The 7,407-nt window shown below is 68.9% G+C and carries 7 protein-coding genes; all 7 read right to left on the reverse strand.

Annotated features, from left to right (window positions below; genetic code table 11):
• Positions 1 to 925: glycosyltransferase (locus tag ACHZD8_RS03490; protein ID WP_394768754.1), on the reverse strand; the 925-nt coding region annotated here is incomplete at its 3' end.
• 5 nt (positions 926 to 930) lie between these two features.
• Positions 931 to 2,361, reverse strand: coding sequence for an oligosaccharide flippase family protein (locus ACHZD8_RS03495; protein WP_394768755.1), 1,431 nt, complete (start codon positions 2,359 to 2,361; stop codon positions 931 to 933).
• 146 nt (positions 2,362 to 2,507) lie between these two features.
• Entirely contained in the window at positions 2,508 to 3,647 is a 1,140-nt protein-coding gene (locus ACHZD8_RS03500) for a DegT/DnrJ/EryC1/StrS family aminotransferase (RefSeq protein ID WP_394768756.1), read from the reverse strand.
• The gene (locus ACHZD8_RS03505; RefSeq protein ID WP_394768757.1) at positions 3,644 to 4,324 is read right to left on the reverse strand and encodes a NeuD/PglB/VioB family sugar acetyltransferase; all 681 of its coding nucleotides are present in this window, start codon (positions 4,322 to 4,324) and stop codon (positions 3,644 to 3,646) included. Before ACHZD8_RS03505 ends, ACHZD8_RS03500 begins: the two co-directional genes overlap by 4 nt.
• Position 4,325: 1 nt before the next feature.
• A complete protein-coding gene (locus ACHZD8_RS03510; RefSeq protein WP_394768758.1) occupies positions 4,326 to 5,465 on the reverse strand; it encodes a DegT/DnrJ/EryC1/StrS family aminotransferase in 1,140 nt (379 codons plus the stop codon).
• Entirely contained in the window at positions 5,462 to 6,457 is a 996-nt protein-coding gene (locus ACHZD8_RS03515; protein ID WP_394768759.1) for an NAD-dependent epimerase/dehydratase family protein, read from the reverse strand. The genes ACHZD8_RS03510 and ACHZD8_RS03515 overlap by 4 nt, the downstream gene beginning before the upstream one ends.
• The coding region (locus tag ACHZD8_RS03520) for a Gfo/Idh/MocA family protein (protein ID WP_394768760.1) at positions 6,454 to 7,407 on the reverse strand (954 nt) is incomplete at its 5' end. The genes ACHZD8_RS03520 and ACHZD8_RS03515, both read right to left, overlap by 4 nt.

Here is a 7,407-nt window from a genome sequence, read left to right on the forward strand (position 1 = left end):
GCGACGATCCGACGCCGTACCAGCCGGTCCAGAGGAACTGATGCAGATTGTCGGGGGTGAGCAGGCTCCAGAACCCACCCTCGCCCTGCACGATGAGGGGCTTCTCGAACGCGAGAGCACGCAGGGCAGACCCGCCCATCCCGAGAGCGACGTCGGCGACGGCGTAGGCCGCGCGCGGATCCTCCAGCTGACCGGTGAGGATGACCGTGCCCGGCGCCACGCGGTCGTTGACCTCCCGCGCCCGGCGCTCCACCTCGTCCCTGGCCGGCCCGTCGCCCACGAGGACGAGGCGCACCGGGATGTCGGAGGCGATCGACCCGACGGCGTCGATGGCCGAGAGTGTGCCCTCGAGCTTGAGTTCGTGCGCGAAGCGGGTGACCGACACGACGGTGAGGCGCGAGTCGTCGATGCCCCAGCGCTCACGGAACTCGTGGGCACCGACATCCGCGCCCACTCGATTGAATTCGAGGTCGACCGGAGGCTCGAGAACCCCCACTCGCGAGCGCCCCGCCGCGCGCTCGGCCGCCGCAATCTCCTCGGTGCCCACGAGCAAGGGCACGGTCCGGGGGATGAACGGTGCGACGGACATGGACATCACGGTGCTGACGACCGCGCTCTTCGGGCGCCGGCGGACGGCCACCGTCGCCTCCAGGGCGGGGGGCCATTCGTAGCCGTGCAGCACCTCGAACCCGCGGAAGTCGATGAGGTCGGTGAGCGCGTCGATCACTCGGGGCGACGGGCGACGTCCCGGTTTCGGGGACTCGAGGAATTCGAGTCCGAGCTGTTCCGCGCGAGCGACGAGGGCCCCCGGGCGACCGAAGAGAACCACCTCATGCCCGCGCTTCTTCACCGCGGCCGCGATCTCGATCGCGTTGAGCTGGCTGCCGCCCAGGCCGAGGTCGTGCGGGTAGACGAGGATCTTCATCCGGATCAGCTCCTGTCCAGCACGTCGTCGGTGCGCACGGGCGCGGCGACCGGTTCTTTGGGCACCCCGAAGCCGCGCAGGGAGCGGAGAGTGGACCGCTGCAGATAGAGCAGCACGGCGATCACGGCCAGCGCAATCAGACCGCCAGACAGGGCGGCGAGGAAGGAGTTCACGACGAGCATCGCGAGCGCGGCACCCGCCGCCATCACGCCGGCTCCGAGCAGCACGGGAAGCCAGATTCTCGACACGAAAGCCCGCAGGCGCACCCCTGACCCGGCAAGACGCCACAGGTAGATCGGCAACACCACGGCCGCGGCGACCAGCACCTGGGACAGCGCCACCCCCGCGATGCCGGCAAGCCAGGCGCCCGCGAGCAGCGCCGGCACGAGGGCGACGAGCCACACCACCTGCACCGCGAACAGGGACCCGGACTTCTTCAACACCACGAGGTAGTCGTAGGCAAGCTCGAAGAGGATGCGGAAGGCCGCGAGTAGGGCGAGCCAGCTGAGTGCCTGGGCGGCCGGCGCCCACGCCGCCCCGTACACGAAGCGGATCACCGGCTCGGCCGACCCGGCGAGGAAGAAGCAGACGGGGATCGCCACGGCCGCGAGCACTCGCAGAAACGCCAGGAAGGCGTCGCTCATCTCGCGCGGCGCGTGTTGCAGCCGCGAGAAGGCGGCGGGCGCGACACTGCGCAGCGGTTGGGAGAACATGCTCACCGGCCAGCTCGCGAGGTTGAACGCCAGCACGTAGAAGCCGAGCATGGTCGCGCCGAGGAGGTGGCCGACAACGAGCTGGTCGGCGTACCCGACCGCGAACACGATGATGCTCGCTCCGGCGAGAGGCAGGCCGAAGAGGAGCAGGGGTCTCACGTGCTCGCGTTCCCAGCCGAGCCGGTACGGGAACGGTGAATACGCGATGAACATGCCGGCCGAGATCACGGTTCCCGAGATCCTGCCGACGGCGAGACTCATCGCGCCCATGCCCGCCACCGCGAGGGCGACGGAGATGATCGCGCCGACCCAGACGTTGACCTGGTCGATGATCATTCTGGTGCCCTGCCGGAACTCCCGCTGCAGTCCGGCGGCCGGAGTGGCCACCGCCCCGTTCACGAGAACGCTGAGCAGCAGGAGCCGCACGACGTCCTTGGCGCCGGGATCCCCCATTGCTGCCGAGAACGGGCCGGCCGCGAAGTAGCCGGCAATGAAGATCACGAAGCTGCTGAAGATCGAAATCGTGGTCACCGTGGGTGCGATGGCCTTCGGGTCCCCCGGCCAACGCACGATCGCAAGGCTCACCCCGAGTTCGTTGAAGCTGAGCACCGCTGCGAGCGCGACGAACGCGACCGCGTAGGTGCCGAACGCCTCGGGCCCGAGCAGCCGCGCGAGCACGATTCCTATTCCGAGCGTGCCGAGTCGGGACACGGCAGTGTTCACGAAGCTCCAGGCGAGGGCTCGCGAGGCGCCGGGGTTCTCCCCACGAGACCTGCCGCGATCGCTCGCCTGCACGCGCCTCGTGTGATCCTCTCTGGCTTTCTTCTGCCGGGCCTGCTTCTCTTTCGCGCTGTGCCGTGGCATCGGAATCACACCCCGGCTGTCGCCTTGTCGGGGAGGGGCGCGAGCGCCGCCACCGCCTCCACGAGGCGGGCGACGACGTAGTCCTGGTGGTCCTCCGAGAGCCCGGGATAGATCGGCAGGGAGAGGATCTGCTCGCTGAGCCGTTCGGCCACCGGGAAGGAGCCGCGCGGATGTCCCGGTGAGGCGAATGCCGGCACGAGGTGCACGGGCTGGGGGTAGTGTACGCCGACGCCGATGCCGGCCTCAGCGAGCTCGGTGAGCACGCGGTCACGTTGCGGGACCAGCACGACGTACTGGTGGAAGACGTGGTCGTTTCCGGTCACCGTCGCCGGAGTGACGATGCCGGGCACCTCCGAGAGCGCCCGGCTGTAGCGGGCCGCGAGCCGACGGCGTTCGGCATTCCAGTCGTCCAGCCGCGCCAGCTTTGCGCTCAGCACCACCGCCTGAAGGGAGTCGAGGCGGGAGTTGGTGCCGACCACGAGGTGCTCGTACTTGTGGATTCCCCCGTGGTTGCCGAGCGCGCGTACGCACTGCGCGATTGCGGACGAGGCGGTGATGACCGCGCCGGCATCCCCGTAGGCACCGAGGTTCTTGCCGGGGTAGAAACTCGTGCCGGCGACGTCGCCGAGCGAGCCCGCCCGACGGCCGCGGTACTTCGCGCCCTGCGCCTGAGCGGCATCCTCGACGAGCGCGATGTCGTCGCCGATGACGGAACGGATGGCGTCGACATCGGCGGTCTGGCCGTACAGGTGCACGGCGATCACCGCCCGGGTCTGCGGAGTGATGTGCTGAGCGAGCTTCGACGCATCGAGAAGGAAGTTCTCGTCGCAGTCGGCGAACACCACGGTCGCGCCGGCCCGCACCACGGCCTCCGCGGTCGCCACGAAGGTGTTTGCCGGGACGATCACTTCGTCCCCGGGTCGCACACCCGCCGCGCGGAGGGCGAGCTCGAGTGCATCGGTGCCATTGCCCACCCCCACAACGTGGTCGACGGTGCAGAACTCGGCGAACGCCGCCTCGAAGGCGGAGACCTCGGGTCCCGTGATGTAGCTCGTTGCCGCGAGGACGCGATCGAACCCGATGCGCACCTCCTCAGCGATCTGTGCGTGCTGCCAGGCGAGGTCGAGCATCGGAACGGTGGTCATGCGATTCCCCCTTCTCGGTTGAGGACCAGCTGCGGTCCGACGTGGTCGCGGCCCGCGATCGGGCGCGCCGGCACTCCGACCCAGGTCTGGTGGTCGGGCAGGTCGGACAGGAGCGCGGCACCCATGCCGAGTGTGGAATATGCTCCGACCGTCGATCCCGGGCGCACAGATGAGTTCATTCCGAGGTACGCGCCGCGGCCGATCCGCACCCCTCCGCCGAGCGACACCCCCGCCGCTAGAGTGGCGAAGTCCTCGATCACGTCGTCGTGCGTGATCGTCGCGCCTGGCATGATCACAACGTGTGCCCCGACGGTGAGGTCGGCGGTGAGCGTCACGTTTGCGAGCAGGATGGAGCCGGGCCCGATCGGGCAGCGTCCGGGATTCCGCACGCTCGGGTCCAGCACCGTCGCATATTCCGCTTGGAGAATATCTTTCGAGGCCAGCCGCCCCGCGATGCGCTCGCGGGCGCTTCCGGCTCCAACGCAGAGCAGGGCTCGGGTTCCGGGCACAATCGCATCCTCGATCGTCCCGAGCACTGGCACTCCTCCGAAGCCGGATCCCAGCGCCGACGCATTGTCGTCGATCACTCCGACCACTCGCTGGCTCGTGCTTTCGGCCAGCAGCGCGATCACCTCGCGCGCCAGGCCACTGGCGCCGACGAGAACTATGTCCTCCATCTCAACCCCCGGCTGCCGATCGGATCGACGCGACGACGCGCTGCAGGTCGTCGGCCTCGAGCTGGTGGTAGAGGGGCAGGATCAGGGTGTTGTCGGTGAGCCTCTCGGTGACCGCGAGGTCGGCGCTGCCCGTGTCCCGCTCGCGGTAGGCGGGCTGGCGGTGGGACGCCATGATTCCACGACGGGCCGAGATCTCGTCGTTGGCGAGGTGGGCGAGAAGGCCTTCCCTGTCGAGGGGAAACTCCGGCAGCACCTCCACCCAGAACGACTGGAAGTTGCATGTTCCCCACTCCGGGTCACGCAGGATGCGGAGCCCGGATACGTCTCCGAGTTGCTGCGTGTAGGTCGCCACGTTCTCGCGGCGGCGCGCCACCGCCTCGGCCAGCCTGCCGAGCTGCACGAGACCGACGGCGGCTTGCATGTCGGTCATCCGGTAGTTGAATCCGACTTCGCCGTACTCCTCGGGCGGGGCGATCACGCTGGCGGCGCGTTCCGCGGCCGACACGCTCATGGCGTGCTCGCGGAGCCGACGCGCGCGCGCGGCCCACTCGGCGTTCGAGGTGGTGAGCATCCCGCCCTCACCGGTGGTGAGGATCTTGCGCGGGTGGAACGACCAGGCCGCGATGTCGGCCCCGGCACCGACCGGGCGTCCCTTGTACGTCGACCCTGCGCCACAGGCGGCGTCCTCGATGATCACGATTCCACGGGGGTCGGTGAGCGCACGGATCGCGTCGAGGTCCACGGGCACCCCGCCCTGGTCCACCACGATCACGGCTCGCGTGCGGTCCGTGATCGCGGCCTCGATGGTTGCGGCGGTCACGTTTCCCGTGGCGAGATCGACGTCGGCGAAGACCGGACGGGCGCCGACATAGGTCGGCGCGTTCGCCGTCGCGATGAAGGAGAACGAGGGGACGACAACGTCATCGCCCCGGCCGATTCCGGCCACGACGAGGGCGAGGTGCAGCGCCGTCGTGCAGTTCGACGTGGCGACAGCGTGCTCGGCCTGCATCGCCTCGGCGAATGCCGCCTCGAAGGCCGCAACCCGGGGACCCTGCGCGACCCAGCCGGAGGCGATCACGTCCGCCACGGCATCCGCCTCCTCGGTGCCCAGCCACGGCTTCATCACGTTGATGCGCGTCATACCGACACCTCGGGACGGCCGGCCGCGATCTCTTCGCGGAGGGGCCGCCACCAGGTGACGAGTTCGCGCAGGCCGTCCTCGAGGGCGACGCTCGCCTCGAAGCCCAAGTCCGTGCGGGCCGCGGTCGTGTCGGCCAATCGCCGCACCACGCCGTTCACGGCGCGTTCGGGGCCGTGCTCGACGGCGAGGTCGGAATCCATGGCCCTCAGGAGCGCCTGGGCGAGTTGCAGGAGGCTCGTCTCCGTGCCGCTTGCAATGTTGTAGACGCCGTCTCGAACATCGCTCGCTGCCGCGAGGATGTTCGCGCGAGCGATGTCCGTCGTGTAGACGAAGTCCATGGTCTGGCTGCCATCTCCGAAGATGAGCGGCGGCTGCCCGTCCACGATGCGCTCCATCCAGCGCACCAGAACCTCCGTGTAGAGACCGTGCACGTCCATGCGGGGTCCGTAGACATTGAAGTACCGCAGCGCCACGTAGTCCAGGTCGTTCATGGCACGGAAACTGCGGATCATCCCCTCATTGAAGGACTTGGCAGCGCCGTAGAAGGTGTCGTTGTTGTGGTGGTGGTGACGCTCGGTGGTGGGGAACTGCTCGGCCATGCCGTAGACGGACGCACTCGATGCCGAGATGAGTTTGTCCACACCGTGCTCGGTTGCCGCCTCCAGCACGTTGAAGGTCCCGTCGACAAGCACCTCGAGCGCGAGCCTGGGCTCCTCCGCGCACTGGGTGATGCGAATCGCGGCCTGGTGGAAGACGAGGTCCTTTCCGCGGGTCACGTCGTGCACGAGATCCCGGTCACGGATGTCACCGTCGACCACGCGCACGATTCCCGATTCGAGTGCCTCGGAGAGGTTCGCCAGGCGTCCGCGCACGAAGTTGTCGAGCACGTCCACATGGCCCACGCCCGCCGCGACGAGCTGGTCGACGAGCGTCGACCCGATGGTTCCCGCCCCGCCGGTCACGAGCACGTCCGCCCCCTGCAGCGCGGTCACCGGGACACCGCCGCGAGGGACTCGTAGGTCTCGACGCCGCACATCGTGCCGGCGTGCTCGAGACTCCTGGTTGCCGCCTCGAGAACGGAGAGCACCCGCAGGCCCGCCTCACCGTCCGTGCGAGCGGGCCGCTTCTCCCGAATGCTCGTCGCGAACTCCGTGGCCATGAGGCTCAGCGCCTCGTGCTCGGGGAGCGCCGGCGACCAGGTGTCGCCCAGCCGGTAGGAGATCGTCGAAGACCGACGATCCACCTCATCCACCGATTGCTGGTCGAGATCCACCCCGCGGTCGTAGACGCTCAAGCGCTGTTGCGGGTTGAGGTCGTCCCAGACCAGGGTGCGCGCGGTGCCCCCGATGACCATGCGACGAATCTTGGTGGGGCTGAGCCAATTGACATGCACGTGGGCAATCGCTCCGTTCGGGAGGGGGAAGGTGAGGTAACCCACACACGCGCGGCCCGCACCGAGCGGGTCCGCCCCGTGGGCCGAGACCGTTGCCGGCCTCAGCCCTCCCGGCACCACGAAATCGATGATCGAGAGGTCGTGCGGGGCCAGGTCCCAGAGAACATCCACGTCGGGCTGGATGAGTCCCAGGTTGATGCGAACGGAATCGATGAAGAGCAGGTCGCCCAGGGCTCCCTCGGCGATGAGTTCGCGAATCTTCAGCACCGCCGGCGTGTAGCAATATGTGTGGTCGGCCATGAGCACAAGGCCTCGGGACGCGGCCTCGCGCACCATCTCCATGGCGCGGGCTCGACTGTCGGCCAGCGGCTTCTCCACGAGCACGTGCTTGCCGGCCCGCAGCGCCGCGAGCACCACCGGGTGGTGGGTTCGCGCCGGCGTGGCGACCGCCACCGCGTCGATGTCGTCGCGCGCCAGCAGCTCGTCGAGATCCGTGTGCACGTCCACCCGGCCGACCCTGTCGGCGAGCGATTGCGCCCGGTCACGATC

The organism is Lacisediminihabitans sp., assembly GCF_043726815.1.
In the GTDB taxonomy this organism is placed as follows: domain Bacteria; phylum Actinomycetota; class Actinomycetes; order Actinomycetales; family Microbacteriaceae; genus Lacisediminihabitans.